This window comes from Actinoplanes sp. NBRC 103695 (assembly GCF_030269485.1).
GTDB lineage: Bacteria > Actinomycetota > Actinomycetes > Mycobacteriales > Micromonosporaceae > Actinoplanes.
Genome location: NZ_BSTL01000006.1, coordinates 299,098 through 311,816 on the forward strand (window position 1 = coordinate 299,098; position 12,719 = coordinate 311,816).

The 12,719-nt window shown below is 72.3% G+C and carries 11 protein-coding genes; 1 reads left to right on the forward strand and 10 read right to left on the reverse strand.

The window, feature by feature from the left end; all coding sequences use genetic code 11:
- Positions 1 to 17: 17 nt before the first annotated feature.
- The 4 genes from QSK31_RS12455 to QSK31_RS12470 all read right to left on the reverse strand — a co-directional run bounded on the left by QSK31_RS12455 (position 18) and on the right by QSK31_RS12470 (position 4,385).
- A complete protein-coding gene (locus QSK31_RS12455; protein ID WP_285683671.1) occupies positions 18 to 623 on the reverse strand; it encodes an FMN reductase in 606 nt (201 codons plus the stop codon).
- Positions 620 to 1,714 carry an LLM class flavin-dependent oxidoreductase gene (locus tag QSK31_RS12460; protein WP_285683673.1) on the reverse strand — a complete coding sequence of 365 codons (1,095 nt, stop codon included), beginning with the start codon at positions 1,712 to 1,714 and terminating at the stop codon, positions 620 to 622. Before QSK31_RS12460 ends, QSK31_RS12455 begins: the two co-directional genes overlap by 4 nt.
- Before the next feature lie 68 nt (positions 1,715 to 1,782).
- Positions 1,783 to 3,600, reverse strand: coding sequence for a glycoside hydrolase family 76 protein (locus QSK31_RS12465; protein ID WP_285683675.1), 1,818 nt, complete (start codon positions 3,598 to 3,600; stop codon positions 1,783 to 1,785).
- A gap of 20 nt (positions 3,601 to 3,620) precedes the next feature.
- Positions 3,621 to 4,385 (reverse strand): class I SAM-dependent methyltransferase, encoded by a 765-nt coding sequence (locus QSK31_RS12470; protein WP_285683676.1) that lies wholly within the window; start codon positions 4,383 to 4,385, stop codon positions 3,621 to 3,623.
- A gap of 56 nt (positions 4,386 to 4,441) precedes the next feature.
- Between QSK31_RS12470 and QSK31_RS12475 the strand changes: the two genes are divergently transcribed.
- Complete coding sequence (locus QSK31_RS12475) at positions 4,442 to 5,341, forward strand: GNAT family N-acetyltransferase (protein WP_285683677.1); 900 nt, start codon at positions 4,442 to 4,444, stop codon at positions 5,339 to 5,341.
- Here QSK31_RS12475 and QSK31_RS12480 read toward each other — a convergent pair.
- The 6 genes from QSK31_RS12480 to QSK31_RS12505 all read right to left on the reverse strand — a co-directional run bounded on the left by QSK31_RS12480 (position 5,328) and on the right by QSK31_RS12505 (position 12,718).
- Positions 5,328 to 5,717, reverse strand: a complete 390-nt coding sequence (locus QSK31_RS12480; RefSeq protein WP_285683679.1) for a GNAT family N-acetyltransferase — start codon at positions 5,715 to 5,717, stop codon at positions 5,328 to 5,330. The two genes, QSK31_RS12475 and QSK31_RS12480, sit on opposite strands and share 14 nt — an antisense overlap.
- Positions 5,714 to 6,505 carry a GNAT family N-acetyltransferase gene (locus QSK31_RS12485; RefSeq protein WP_285683681.1) on the reverse strand — a complete coding sequence of 264 codons (792 nt, stop codon included), beginning with the start codon at positions 6,503 to 6,505 and terminating at the stop codon, positions 5,714 to 5,716. Before QSK31_RS12485 ends, QSK31_RS12480 begins: the two co-directional genes overlap by 4 nt.
- Entirely contained in the window at positions 6,502 to 7,593 is a 1,092-nt protein-coding gene (locus QSK31_RS12490; protein WP_285683682.1) for a M20 family metallopeptidase, read from the reverse strand. The genes QSK31_RS12485 and QSK31_RS12490 overlap by 4 nt, the downstream gene beginning before the upstream one ends.
- Positions 7,590 to 10,793: a serine hydrolase gene (locus tag QSK31_RS12495; RefSeq protein WP_285683684.1), complete on the reverse strand. Its 3,204-nt coding sequence runs from the start codon at positions 10,791 to 10,793 to the stop codon at positions 7,590 to 7,592. Before QSK31_RS12495 ends, QSK31_RS12490 begins: the two co-directional genes overlap by 4 nt.
- 241 nt (positions 10,794 to 11,034) lie before the next feature.
- Positions 11,035 to 12,033 carry a sporulation protein gene (locus tag QSK31_RS12500; RefSeq protein WP_285683687.1) on the reverse strand — a complete coding sequence of 333 codons (999 nt, stop codon included), beginning with the start codon at positions 12,031 to 12,033 and terminating at the stop codon, positions 11,035 to 11,037.
- Positions 12,034 to 12,100: 67 nt separating this feature from the next.
- Positions 12,101 to 12,718, reverse strand: a complete 618-nt coding sequence (locus QSK31_RS12505; RefSeq protein ID WP_285683688.1) for a DUF4386 domain-containing protein — start codon at positions 12,716 to 12,718, stop codon at positions 12,101 to 12,103.
- Between the last annotated feature and the right edge of the window lies 1 nt (position 12,719).

Here is a 12,719-nt window from a genome sequence, read left to right on the forward strand (position 1 = left end):
TCCGGGGCCGGCCCCGGTCAGCCGCGCAGCAGGTCCTCGAAGGACGTCGTGAGCAGGAACGGGTCGGTGACCACGGCCGGCTCGCGGCGGTCCATCTCGGTGGCCAGCTCGCGGGCCGCGCGGTCGATCCGGGAGCGCAGCGGCGCCTCGTCGCTGCCCCAGTCCTCGGTCGCCGCGAAGACCGACGTGCGGGTCGTGGCCGCGCGCAGGTGGGCGAAGAGCGGCCGCAGGGCGTGCTCCAGCGCCAGCGAGTGCCGCGCGGTCCCGCCGGTCGCGGCGAGCAGGACCGGCTTGTCGTTCAGCACGTCCCGCTCGATCAGGTCGGCGAAGGACTTGAACAGCCCGCTGTAGGACGCCTGGAAGATCGGCGTCACCACGATCAGGCCGTCGGCGGCGGCCACCGCGTCCAGCACGTCCTTCAGCTTCGCGGGCGGAAACCCGGTCAGCAGGTGGTCGGTGATCTCGTGGGCCACGTCGCGCAGCTCGACGGTCCGGCTCTCCACGCGTACGCCGAGCGCCTCCGCCGCGCCGGCGGTGGCCGCGGTCAGCCGGTCGGCGAGCAGCCGGGTGGAGGACGGCTTGCTCAGGCCGGCCGTGATCACCACGAGGGTGCGCTGTTTCATGCGGACACGGACTCCTTCTCGAGCTTGGCGGCCAGCATCGACGCGTGGGTGGGCGCGTCCGGCACGTGGGCCGGCTTGAGCGCGGCGAACTCCTTGCGCAGCACCGGCACGACCTCCTCGCCGAGCAGGTCCAGCTGCTCGAGCACGGTCTTCAGGGGCAGGCCGGCATGGTCGACCAGGAACAGCTGCCGCTGGTAGTCGCCGACGTACTCGCGGAAGCCGAGCGTACGGTCGATGACCTGCTGGGGGCTGCCCACCGTGAGCGGCGTCTCCCGGCTGAAGTCCTCCAGCGCCGGGCCGTTGCCGTAGACCGGGGCGTTGTCGAAGTACGGCCGGAACTCGTTCACCGCGTCCTGGCTGTTGCGCCGCATGAACACCTGCCCGCCGAGCCCGACGACGGCCTGGTCGGGATCGCCGTGGCCGTAGTGCGCGAACCGCTCGCGGTAGAGGCTCACCATCCGCTGGGTGTGCGAGGCCGGCCAGAAGATGTGGTTCGCGAAGAAGCCGTCGCCGTAGTAGGCGGCCTGCTCGGCGATCTCCGGTGAGCGGATCGAGCCGTGCCAGACGAACGGCGGGATGTCGTCCAGCGGGCGCGGGGTGGAGGTGAACGACTGCAGCGGCGTCCGGAACTTGCCGGACCAGTCGACCGTCTTCTCACGCCACAGCCGGTGCAGCAGCGCGTAGTTCTCGACGGCCAGGGGGATGCCGGCCCGGATGTCCTTGCCGAACCAGGGGTAGACCGGGCCGGTGTTGCCGCGGCCCATCATCAGGTCGACGCGCCCGCCGGACAGGTGCTGCAGCATCGCGTAGTCCTCGGCGATCTTCACCGGGTCGTTGGTGGTGATCAGCGTGGTGGCCGTACTCAGCAGAAGTCTTTCGGTCCTGGCCGCGATCCAGCCGAGCATGGTGGTGGGCGAGGACGGGACGAACGGCTCGTTGTGGTGCTCGCCGGTCGCGAAGACGTCGAGGCCGACCTCCTCGGCCTTGCGCGCGATGGTGACCATCGCCTGGATGCGCTCATGCTCCGTGGGCGTCCGGCCCGTGGTGGGGTCGGGCGTCACGTCGCCCACGGTGAAGATGCCGAACTGCATGACGAGCTCCCTCGAGGTGCCAACTCAGACGTCGACGTAACGTCTTTGACACGTCAACTATTTCATAGTCAGAGAGCGGCCGTGAGAGCCCCCAGGGCGCTCGCCTGGGTGCGCCAGTCGCGGGGGTTCGGGTCGCCGCCGGCCCAGCGGAGGCCGAGCCGGTTGAGGGAATCGCGGTCGGCGGACCAGATGCGGTCGGCCTGCGTCACCGCGTACGAGCGGTAGGACGCCTGCCCGGTCGTCGTGGCCAGGTCCTGCAGGTAGCGCATGAAGACGCCCTTGAACTGCTTGCCGTTGTCGTCACAGCTCGGCTCGCACGCCTCGGTGAGGATCCCGTTCCGGGTCAGCACCGTGCCGGTGATCGCCGCGTCGGCCAGCCGCCGGGCCTCGGTGAGCAGCGCCGCGTTGCCGGTCGCCCGGTACAGCTCCACCGCCGCGCCGATCGCCAGCCCTTGGTTGTACGTCCACACGGTCTGCCCGTTGTTCGTACAGGAGGTGGTCAGGCCGTCGTTGACCAGGCCCGCCGAGTTGATCATGCCGCTGCGGGCGAACCAGTTCCAGCCGGTCGTCGCGCGGTTCAGCCATGTCGTGTCGCCGGGCAGCCGGTTGTGCAGGGCCGCCGTGAGCCGCAGGTAGAGGCCGGTGGTCACCGCGTTCTTGTAGGTGTGCTCGCGGTCCCACCACACCCCGCCGCCACAGCGCGCGGTGTCGTAGTGGCTCTGCAGGTAGTTGCCGATGATCACGGCCTCGTCCAGGTACTTGCGGTTGCCGGTCAGGTCGTACGCCCGCACCCAGGCGATCCCCCACCAGCCCGCGTCGTCGATCGCCCGGCTGATGAAATGCCCCTCGATCGCGTCCGACGACTTCACCCCCGCCGGGAAGACACCCTTGTTGACCTCGAACGTCTGATCCACGATCCAGCGGTAGTCGGTGCGGCCGGTCCGCTGCATCCAGTCCATCAGCGCGGTGACGCTCACCGCCGAGTTCCACCAGCTGGACAGCCACCACGCGGTATTCGGCTGGTACGCCCACATCAGCGCGTCCGCCGCCGCGGCGGCCCGGTCCCGCTCCGGCCGCGCCCACGCCGTGCAGGCGCCGTTGCTGCCGGACACGGCCCGTCCGCACGCCCGCACCGCCGCGCCGTAGAGGAACGACTTCGGGTCACGCGTGGCGAACAGCGCGGTGCCCGTACCCGTCGAGCCCGCCGGAGTGCTCACCCGCCCGAGCGAGGACCCGCCCGGCCAGCTCGCGCCCTCGTCCCAGGACCGGTCCAGCCAGATCTCGTCGCCCTGCGCGCCGCCGCCGATCGTGCCCCAGGCCATCCCGCGGTCGTCGAGGTGCAGCACGATCGTCCGCCCCGACAGCGAGGCGGCCGGGACGGGCCGCCGGTCGCCGACCGGCCCGGTGTCCCGGTCGCAGGCCACGTCGCAGGCGCGCACCTTGACCCAGTCGGTGCACTGGATGCCGCCCGAGTCGCCGCACGCCCGCACCAGGCCGCGGCGGTGGTTCGCCGGGTCGGCCAGGTTGTACATCAGCGTCCGGGTGCCGGTCCAGGAGCCCGGGATGCTCGCCTTGCTGAGCACGCCGTCCCACGTCGGTCCGCCGTCCCAGCTGCGGTCCAGCCAGACCGAGTCGCCGCCGGTCCCGTTGTCGATGCTGCCCCACGCCATCGCGTCGGCCTCGGACAGATGCAGCGAGATCCGCCGCCCGTTCTGCACCTTGTCGGGCACCGGGAACGTCTCCTGCCGCGCCAGTGAGGGGTCACGCGTGTCGCAGTAGACCGAGCACACGGCCGCCGCGGCGACAACGTTGTCAGCAGACGCGGGCGTCGAGGGCGTGGGTTGAAGGACGAGGGCCACGGCGACAGTCACGGCAGCGATTCCCATGCGCTACATAGTGACGCTCATCAATGAGTTACAGCAAGGTCTCTTTTCCGGGCCAGGAGGGCGTAGGTGTTGGGGAGGCGGCCGCCGGAGGCCGCGGTGTCGATGTCGTGCATCTTCCAGAACGGCTCGGGGTGCTCGCTCAGGTGGCGGACCTCCAAGCCGGCGTTCACCACGGCCGTCACCAGCTGGCCCAGGGTCCACTGGAACTCGACCGCGCCGTTCGCCGGGAAGCTGTCGTTGACGTAGCTGCGGGCGAAGTACGAGCGGTCCGGCCGGATCCGGGGCTGGTCCACGTCCCAGGTCCAGAGGGCGAACGCGGGATGGCCGTCGAAGATGAAGAACCAGCCGCCCGGGCGCAGCAGGCGGGCGATGTCGGCGGCCCACGCGTCGATGTCGGGCATCCAGATCAGGCCGCCCTTGCCGGTGTAGACCAGGTCGGCCGACGACGCGGCCAGCGGGGCGCCGGGCAGCGAGCCCACCACGTAGCGGCACGGCACCCCGAGCTCGTCGGCGCGGCGCTGCGTGGTGCGGGCGGCCACCGTGCTGAAGTCGACCCCGACGACCGACGCGGCACCGGCCCGGACCAGCGCGATGTCGTCGAGGCCCCAGCCGCTCTGCAGATGGATCACCTCGGGCGCGTCCGCCAGGATCGGCCGCAGCAGGTCCTGCTCGACGCCGAAGAGCGAGCTCCCGCTCCGGGCCAGGGCCAGATGGTCGTCGTACTCCTGGACATACTTCTCGGACGCCGTTTCCCACGCCCGCCGGTTCCCCCGCACCTCGTCCACACCGGGCATCGTGGCGGTACCCGCGGCGACCGGTCAACCGGGTAACCTCATCCGCCGTGCCTCTCTGGAAGATCATCGAAGAGGCGGGGAACGACCTCGCTGAGCTGTGCCGTACCGCCGACGCCGAGGTGTACGAGCCGCGGCCGCCGGACGCGCGCACGCTGCGGCCGCAGCACGGTGAGACGCAACGCCGGTGGGTCGCCCGCGCCGGGGACGGCACGCCCATCGGGTACGCCACGCTGACGCTGCCGTCCGGCAAGGTGCGGGTCGTGGTCCGGGCGGACTGGCGGCGCCGCGGTCTGGGGTCGGAGCTGCTGCAATGGGTACGCGCGACCGCTCTCGCCGACGGCCCGGCCACCGTGTACGGCTGGGCCGCCGAGCACTCCGCCGGCCACGGCTTCCTCGCCGCCCGCTTCGACCAGCCCCGCGGCTCCGAGGAGTGGAGCCTGCTCGACCTGCGGGGACGCCAGCCGGGCCTGATCGACGACAGCCTGGCCGGCTGGTCGGGGCCGTGCCCGCACGCGCTGCGGGAGTCGTTCTCCCAGGCGCACCGGATGCTGGAGGTGGCGCCGCGCGGCAGCGCCTCGGTCACCGCGTCGCTCGGCGTGATCGAGGAGCGTGCGGCCTTCGCGGGTGAGCGGTGGCTGACCCTGTGCGCCCGGGACCACGCCGGGGTGATCACCGGCTTCACCCAGGTCACGCTGCCGTCGTCGGCGCCCGGCGTGGCGGAGCAGGAGTTCACCGGCGTCCTCCCGGCGGCGCGCGGACGCGGGCTGGGCCGGCGGCTGAAGACGTCGATGCTGGCCGTGCTGATCCGGGAGCACCCGGATGTCCGCTTCCTGGTCACCCAGAACGCCACCGGCAACGCCCCGATGCTGGCCATCAACCAGCGTCTCGGCTTCCGGCTCTACCAGCGTCAGGTCGCCTGGGAGTCCCGGCTGATCAACCCAGGCTGATCAGCCCGGCCCGAGTGGGGCGGAACCCGCAGCGTTCCCGGTAGAACCGGTCCAGGTGCGGCTCGTAGTCGACGTGCAGCCAGTCGCAGCCGGCCGACCGAGCCTCGGCGGTGGCGGCCCGCACCAGGGCCGCGCCGATGCCGCGGTGCCGCGCGGCCGGGTCGACCGCGGTGTCCAGGATGAACGCGTGGTCGCCGCCGTCCCACGCCACCTGCACGAAGCCGACGAGGACGTCGTCGTCGAAGGCCCCCAGCCAGGTCAGGGCATGCTTCTCAAGCTGGGCGGCCCAGCCCTTCACGACGATGGGGACGCCGAACGCGCGAGCGTGCAGGGCGCTGAGGACGGCGTCGTCGACCGGGAACCGGGAACGGATCATCGCTCCAGGATGTAGAAGCCCGTCCGGTCGAAGCCAGCGAAATAGTAGCCGTCGCCCAGCAGGCCGGTGATCGCCTCGCGGACCGCGTGCCGCCACCGGTTGGCCGTCTCCGGCTGAGCCTCCCGCAGTGCCTCGATGTCCGCCGGGACGGCCACCAGGACACGCGGGCCGCCGCCGGGCTCGTACGCGGGCCCGCCGTCCTCCGCACGCCCGAGCACCAGCTCCGCGCCGTCGACCAGAACCGGCCGGGGCGGAAACCGGCCCAGCTCCCAGCGGACCATCAGCCGGTCGCTCTCGTCCTCGCCGTTCCGCGCGTCCTGCATGGTGCCGTAGAAGTTGGTCAGGTACGCGGTCGGCATCGCGCCCAGCCGGGCCAGGTTGAAGTACGCGTTGCGGGCCACCAGCGGGTCGTACGTCCAGGTGATCGCCGCGACGCCACGCTCCAGGCACCACTGTCGCTGGTGCAGCTTGAGCGCCCGGCCCACGCCGCGGCCCGCCACCTTGTCGGCGACACCGGTGACGTGGCTGTGCAGCGCGCCGGCCGCCGGCGCCTCGAAGAAGCCGACGCTGCACCCGACCATCTCGTCGTCGGCGTACGCCCCGGCCAGGTAGTTGCCGGTGTGCGCGAACGCCCGCATCGTCTCCAGCGGCAGCATCATCCCGGGCGTCGCCGGCTGCCAGATCGCCCGGGTGAGCGCGTCGGCGGCCAGCAGGTCGGTGATGCTCTCCAGCGCGCGGATGCGCACCCCGGCGGCGCGTGCGGCCGCTTCCGCCTCGGATTCCGTCACGCCTCCGACCGTAGATCGGCGATCAAGCCCGCCACCAGGGCAACGCGCCCGGGCATCGTGTCCACCAGCACATGTTCGTCGTCGGCGTGCGCGCCGCCGCCGACCGCGCCGAGCCCGTCCAGGGTGGGCACGCCCACGGCGGCGGTGAAGTTGCCGTCCGAGCCGCCGCCCACCGACACCCCGGCAGGCGCGGACTGGCCCAGACGTTCGGCCACCACGATCGCCCGCCGGTACGGCGCGGCCGAGGCGGACGGTGGCATCGGCGGCCGGTTGATGCCGCCCTCGACCACCAGGCGGGCGCCGGGCAGCACCGGCCGCAGCGCCCGCATCGCCGCATCGACCCGCTTCTCCTCGGCGGCGTCCGGCACCCGCACGTCGATGACCAGCCGGGCCAGCGCCGGTACGGTGTTCGCCGCGGTGCCGCCGCTGACCACGGTCGGGGTCACCGTCGTGCCGCGTTCCGGATCGCCGATCGCGGCCACCGCCAGGATCTGATGGGCCAGCTCGATCGAGGCGTTCACCCCGAGCTCCGGATGGAGCCCCGCGTGCGCCGCTTTCCCGTACACGTCGACGGTGTAACCCGCGATGCCCTTGCGCGCGGTCTTGAGCGCGCCCCGGTCGTCGGCCGCGGCCTCCAGGATCAACGCGGCCGCACAACCCGCGGCGTCCTGCTCGATCAGCGCCCGCGAGGTCGGCGAGCCGATCTCCTCGTCGGCGGTGACCAGCAGCTCCACCCCGGCACGGTCGGGAAGGCCGACGATCGCGTGCATGGCCAGCACCAGGCCGGCCTTCATGTCGACGCAGCCGGGGCCGCGCAGCACGTTGCCCTCCACGGTGGCCGGATGGCGGTCGAGGGAGCCGATCGGCCACACCGTGTCGTAGTGGCCGAGCACCAGGACGCGCGGGCCGTCGCCGGGGAAACGCCAGCGCAGATGCGTACGGCCCTCGATCGGGATCCGCTCCGGAGCCGCACCCAGCAGTCGCTCGCCCAGCCCGGCGACCAGTTCGGCGCACTCCGCGAGGGCGGCCAGGTCGTTCGACGGCGACTCGCACCGGACGAGTAGCAGCGTGTCGTCGACAAGGGTCACGCCAGGTCCACCTTCGGGGTCGCGCGGATGGAGAGGTGCAGGTACCGCTCACCGGTGGGCAGAGCGTAGAACGTCACGGGCGACCACACCGCGGAACTGGGCGGGCGCACGAGGAAGAAGTCCTCGGTGACCGGGACGAGGGCGTACTCGGTGACCGGCTCGGCGGTGAGCACGGCCATGTCGCCGGTCGCCGTGTAGCGCAGCGTGGGACCGTCGGCCAGCACCTCGATCTCCGCGCCGGCCCGGCGGTAGACCCCGACGTGCGGCGTGATGTCCACCTCGACGGGCTGCTCCGGCGGGCTCGGCGGCCGGGGCATCGCGACATCGGCCACCTCGGCGAACACCTCCCGGAGCAGCTCGTCGGCCAGGTCGCCGGACTCGTCCGAGTTGGTCAGCAGCGCCACGGCGACGCCGAGCTCGGGGATCAGGCGCAGGTACGCGCGCTGTCCCATGGTCCGGCCGTCGTGGCCCAGCACCCGGCGCCCGTCCCAGGTCGCGCGCATCCACCCCAGCCCCCACGAGTCGTGCTGCGTATGCCGGTCCGGCATGTCCACCTGATGCTCGCCCATCGCGGCAACCGTCTTCTCGCCCAGCACCCGGGTGCCGTCCGGCGCGACGCCCCCGGCCAGGTGCATGCGCGCGAAGGTCAGCAGGTCACCCACCGACGAGTGGATCTGCGCGGCCGGTCCCATGCCCCGCGGCAGCATCCAGACCCCGGTGGCCCGCTGACCGTCCGAGGAGGACAGGTGGCCGACTGCGGCCCGGTGCAGCAGCGCCTCCTCGGGCATGGTCCCGGTACGGGTCAGGCCGAGCGGCTCGCGCAGCCGCTGCCGGACCGCCTCGTCCCAGGTCAGCCCGGTGAGCCGCTCGACGACCCGGCCGGCCAGCACGAATCCGGCGTTGCAGTACGACCAGGTGGCGCCGAGCGGATGGTTCTGGGCCACGTCGGCCAGCAGGTCGACGTACCGCTCGACGCAGTCGTCGCCGCGGCCGGTGTCGGTGAACACGTCGCCGTCGATGCCGCTGGTGTGCGTCAGCAGATGCCTGACCGTCACGCCGGATTCGGACAGCTTGAGCTCCGGCAGGACGTCGGTCACCGGCGCGTCCAGGGACAGCCGGCCCTCGTCGACCAGCTGCATGATCAGGCTGGTCGTCCAGATCTTCGTGATCGAGCCGATCTGGAACACCGAGTCCGGGGTGGCCGGCACCCCGGTCCGGGAGCTCAGCACGCCGTGCGCCACCGTGATCGTGTCGCCGTTCAGGTGCGTGACGCCCAGCGCCGCGCCGGGAACGCCGTACCGGCCGGCCAGCACGCCCAGCCGCCGCTCCCAGCGCGCCGCGTCCAGCGCGGCCGGCTTGCCCGCGGTGTGCTCCAGCAGCCACGACACGGTCCGCCGGTGGTAGTCCATCCGGTAGGACGGCCGCCCGTTGAACAGGAACAGGTGGTCGGCGTCCGGATACATGACCAGCCGGGCCGGGACACCGCGCTGCCGTAACGCGGTGTGCCACTGCCGGGCCTGGTCGGGCGGGCAGCGGCGGTCGTCGGAGCCGTGCAGGATCAGCGTCGGCGCGGTGACCCGCTCCACGCGGGACAGCGGGGAGAGCTCGGCGGCCCGGTCCCGGTCCTGCCACGGCAAGACCCTGATCTCGTGTACGCCGAGGTACTGCGCGATGTCCGAGGTGCCCGTCATGCTGGTCAGGTCGCTGATCAGTCCACCGGCGACGGCCGCGGCGAACCGGTCGTCGCTGCCGGTCAGGTAACACGTCATGAAGCCGCCGTAGCTGTAGCCGGTGACCGCCAGCCGGGCCGGGTCGGCGATGCCCTCGGCGACCAGCGCGTCGATCGGCTCGAGCAGGTCCTTGGCGTCCGCCTCGCCCCAGGCGCCGGAGACCGCGGCGTAGAACGCCTCGCCGTACCCGTCGCTCCCGCGCGGGTTGAGCAGCAGCACCGTCCAGCCTTGGAGGACCAGCTCCTGGTGGTAGAGGTGGATGCCGTCGGCGGCGCCGTTCCACGCGTTGTGCGGGCCGCCGTGCACGTCCAGCAGCAGCGGCTGCGGGCCGGTGGCCTCCTCGTCGCGGATCACCCAGCCGTGCACGACGGCGCCGTCGGAGATGGCGAACTCGCGCTCACGCCGGCGGAAGAACTCGAGCTCCGGGTCGCCGTGCGACGTGCGTACGCGCTCCGCTCCGGTCTCCAGGTCGACGACGACGATCTCGCCCAGCGACGCCGGCGTGTCCAGGGCGACCACGGCCGTGTTCCCCCGCACGTCGTAGCCGATCACGTTGCGGCCCTCGCCACCGACGATCTTCTGTGCGCCGCCCTGGTCGCGGTCCGCCGCGTAGAGGTGGAAGCAGCCGCGGTCGATGGCGGAGAAGAACACCCGGCCTCCGGCCACCAGCGGCCGGCACGGCGTGACGTTGCGGTCCAGGTCCGCCGCGAGGTCCGTCGTCGCTTCCTGGTGGACGGGTACGCGGAGCAGGCGCTGGTGACCGCCGGGACCGTCCGGTCGCGCCGTCACCAGGAGCACGTCGCCGTCCCAGACGACCGTGGTCGCGACGCCGTTGTCCGGGCCGAGCTCGCGCGGCGCGCCCTTGCCGTCGGCGTCGATCACCCAGACCGGTTCGCGCAGGCTCAGGTCGGCGTCCGGCCCGGTGCACGCCGGGTACGCCAGCCGCGTGCCGTCCGGCGACCAGGCCGGATCGCCTACCGGCCAGTCCCCGTCGGTGACCTGCCGGCAGACGCCGGTCGCCAGGTCCAGCACGTGCACATGCGCCGCTTCCCGCACCCCGAGGCGGTCCGCGACGACGGGCTTGTTGGGCAGCTTGACCTCGGCCGGCGCGGTGAAGGCGATCCGGTCCCCCACCGGACTCCACACCGGGACGCCGGCGCCCTGTGGCAACGATGTCAGCCGGCGCGGTTCGCCCCCGCCCGCGGGCATCGACCAGATGTGGTTCTCTCGCAGGAACGCGATCGTCCGGCCGTCCGGCGACCATGCCGGGGCGGTGTCGGCGGGTCCGTGGGTCAGTTGTTGCGGTTCACCGGTCGTGGCGCCGACGCGCCACAGGCTGGTCACGGCTCGGTCGGCGGTGGCATCGGCGGTGCGCAGGACGTACGCGATCAGCGTCCCGTCCGGCGACAGTGCGGGCTCCTCCGGCGCGGCGAACGAGGTCAGGTCGTCGATGCGCGGGCGTCGGGTCACCGATATTCTCCTCGGGTGCGGGGGTTCGATCAGCACATCGTGCACACACGATGACGCTCCGGTCACGCCCCGCAGGCAAACGGTCCTGTTTGCCCCATCACATCTTCCGGCTTGCCCGAATGGCCCGAAACGCTTCGACGCTCGTCAATTGCTTACCGCCGCGCCGAAGTCCCTTGTGGGGTTTGCCCACGCACCGTCACTGCCGCCGCTCCCGCCGCTCACCCGCCGCCGCGACGGTGGGTTACTCCTCCCCGTCGCCCTCGAAAGCGTCGTCGATCATCTCGCCCGCGACGTAGCCGGCCGCCATGCCGCCGGCCGCGCCCGCCAGCACGCCGCCCATGCCGGCCCCGTGCCCGCCGCGGTGCCGGACGTGCCCGTGGTAACCGCCAAACCCGGGCGCGCCGTAACCAGGCATCCCATGGCCGGACGCTCCGTGACCGGGTGCGCCGTGACCCGGCGTCGCCGGGCGGTTGTCGAGGGCCTGACGGACCCAGGCGTCGACCTGCTGCGTCCAGTCGACCGTGTCGGCGTCGGCGTGCGGAACCGTGTAGCGGCCGAACGAGTCGTGGCCGCCGGTGAACATGCCGCCGCGCTTGTCGAACTCGAGCACCACCTCGACGCCGTGCGGGCCGGTGACGAAGGTCAGCTCCACCTCGTTGATGTTGCGCGCGTACTGCGGCGCCGCGAAGTACTCGATCTCCTGATAGAACGGCAGGGTCTGTGCCACGCCGTGGATCCGGCCGTACTCCAGGTCGGCGCTCCTGAACACGAAGCCGAGCTGGGCGAACCCGTCCAGGATCCGCTGCTGCAGCGGCAGGGGGTGCACGTTGATCAGGTCGAGGTCGCCCTTGTCGACCGCCTTGGCGATGGCCACCTCGGTGCGGACGCCCATCACCATGCCGCGCAGCGTCTGGCCGTAGACCGCCGTCACCGGGGTCTCCCACGGCAGCTCGAACCGGAACGGCAGCGACGCCCGCTCACCCTCGGCCAGCCGCATCGGCCCGCTCACGGCGACCCGGTGGAACTCGCCGGTCGCCGCGTGGTCGCCGCCGCCGCTCTCGACCTCCATCCGGGTGACCAGCCCGAGCGTGACGTGCTCGATCGAGACGTCGTGGTTGCCGCCGACGAGCTCGACCCGCCCGGCGATCGGGCCACCGGGCACGACGTCCGGATCGGACAGTACGGTGTCGACACTCGGCCCGCCCACACCCAGGGCGCCCAGCATCTTCTTGAAAACCACGGAATCCTCCTGTGATCCGACAATCCGGAGGAAGCTAACAAAGCCCCCTGAAAAGATCCTGAAAGACCTAGGTCCGGGCCGGCGCCGGCAACGGCTGGACGCCGCGGACGAGCAGGTAGCCGATCATCCAGAACTCGCCGACCGTGGCCGGGACGACGAGCAGGTCCGCCACGGGTCCGGCGTCCGGGACCACCGCGGCCACGAACGTGCTCAGGACGTACCCGAAGCCTCCGGCCACCAGGACCCACCCCAGAGCCCGCGGCATCCCGCCCGAGCGCACCACGCACCAGCCCATCGGGATCAGCCACAGGCCGAAGAACAGGCCGCCGACCGCCCACATCTGGCCGCTGATCAGATGGAGCAGCGGGGCGTCCGCCGGGCTCCGCAGCGCCGCCCCGAGCAGGGCCGCGCTGACCAGAACGACGACCGCGTTCACCAGGCCGAAGGCGGCCACCGCGGCGGCGGCGAACCGGTCGGCCTGATGGAACAGGCGGTAGAACCCGGCCGCGGCCAGTGCCTGGGTGAGCACGGTGAACAGTTCGAGCGCGAGGCCGGCGCGGGCCAGGCCGGGACCGCCGCCGTCCAGCACCATCGGCCGGATGATCAGGAAGCCGAGCGCGCCGCCGACGGCCAGGCCTAGGTAGAGCAGCCCGATGACCCGAGACTTACGTTGTAAGGTAGCCATA

Excerpts from the sequence above, each read along its gene's own strand:
- QSK31_RS12455 (WP_285683671.1), bottom strand. The coding sequence starts at position 623 with ATGAAACAGCGCACCCTCGTGGTGATCACGGCCGGCCTGAGCAAGCCG.
- QSK31_RS12460 (WP_285683673.1), bottom strand. The coding sequence starts at position 1,714 with ATGCAGTTCGGCATCTTCACCGTGGGCGACGTGACGCCCGACCCCACC.
- QSK31_RS12465 (WP_285683675.1), bottom strand. The coding sequence starts at position 3,600 with ATGGGAATCGCTGCCGTGACTGTCGCCGTGGCCCTCGTCCTTCAACCC.
- QSK31_RS12480 (WP_285683679.1), bottom strand. The coding sequence starts at position 5,717 with ATGATCCGTTCCCGGTTCCCGGTCGACGACGCCGTCCTCAGCGCCCTG.
- QSK31_RS12505 (WP_285683688.1), bottom strand. The coding sequence starts at position 12,718 with ATGGCTACCTTACAACGTAAGTCTCGGGTCATCGGGCTGCTCTACCTA.